The 1,099-nt window shown below is 64.9% G+C and carries 2 protein-coding genes; one reads left to right on the top strand and one right to left on the bottom strand.

Going from position 1 to position 1,099, the window contains the following annotated elements; genetic code table 11:
• Window positions 1–43 precede the first annotated feature (43 nt).
• Entirely contained in the window at window positions 44–445 is a 402-nt protein-coding gene (locus H8B02_RS47415) for a c-type cytochrome (protein WP_229172534.1), read from the bottom strand.
• A 225-nt stretch (window positions 446–670) separates the two neighbouring features.
• On the opposite strand from H8B02_RS47415, the gene H8B02_RS47420 reads away from it, so the two are divergent.
• Window positions 671–1,099, top strand: a 429-nt coding sequence (locus H8B02_RS47420; RefSeq protein ID WP_229172535.1) for a transporter family protein, incomplete at its 3' end; no start/stop codon positions are given.

Below are 1,099 nucleotides of genomic sequence, written 5' to 3' on the forward strand. Positions count from 1 at the left end.
TGGGTCCCTGCTTCCGCAGGGACGACGGTGGAGAGAGAACGCCCTACTTCGCCTTCTCCTTGAGGAAGGCGATGATGTCGGCACGGTCCTTCGGATCCTGAACCTCGTAGAACATCTTGGTGCCGGGAACCATCGCGTCCGGACCGGTGAGCCATTTGTCGAGATTGGCCTCGGTCCACACGATCTTCGAGTCCTTCAACGCTGGCGAGTAATTGTAACCCGCGACCGAGCCGGCAAGGCGGCCCACGACCCCCTTGTGCATCGGACCGACGTCGTTCTTCTCGATCGAATGGCAATCGCCGCAGCCCTGGTACAGCGTTGCGCCGCGCGCCGGATCACCCGCCGCGCGGGCGCTGTTGACGGCGAGCAAGATCGCGATAGCCGCCATCGCGGCAATTTTGGCCTGCCGCGGCGCTGGCACGCCTGCGATCGAACGAATGGTCATTCCGGGGGGTCTCCTGTTTGCCACCACAACAGGAGCCGCCGGGCTGGCATTCTATTCCCCGAAATTCCCCCGCCCGTAATTGCGCTGGACGCCGGCCGCATCGATCGCCGACAATCGCACTTCTTGTTGAAGTTTTTTCCGCCCGCGAGGAATATCCGCGTCATCGGCCGATCTCTATTCAAGCTGCCACCTCCGCAGCGGCGCCGGGTTTTTGGAGCATCCCCAGTGTTTCACAATCGGTTCGGCGCCGTCGCTCGACTTGCCGAACTCGGGTGCGTGCTTGCTGCGCTCACCCTCGCAGCAGCCACCGCCGCGCGCGCGGACGGTTGTCCCAAGCCGAGCGACGAAATTGCGACCGACCGGCCCGACGTCACCAATTCGAGTATCGTCGTGCCGGTCGGGAGCCTGCAGAGCGAAAACGGCATCAACCTCACCGGCCGCGACAGTGGCCGCAGCATCGACGGCAGCAACAGCCGCTGGCGGCTCGGCATCGCGCCCTGCCTCGAGGTCCTGATCGACCTGCCGAGCTATACCGGCAATGTGAGATCGCCGGGCGCCGCGGGCTTCTCCGACGTCGCTCCCGGACTCAAATGGCAGATCAGCCCGGTGCCGGGAAAGGTCGACCTGTCGATCACCGCCGGCGTCGCGCTGCCG

It is taken from the genome of Bradyrhizobium altum (genome assembly GCF_020889705.1).
GTDB classification, from domain to species: domain Bacteria; phylum Pseudomonadota; class Alphaproteobacteria; order Rhizobiales; family Xanthobacteraceae; genus Bradyrhizobium; species Bradyrhizobium altum.

What these genes read in the sequence shown, in the direction of transcription:
- H8B02_RS47415 (WP_229172534.1), bottom strand. Translation starts at nt 445, where the DNA reads ATGACCATTCGTTCGATCGCAGGCGTGCCAGCGCCGCGGCAGGCCAAA.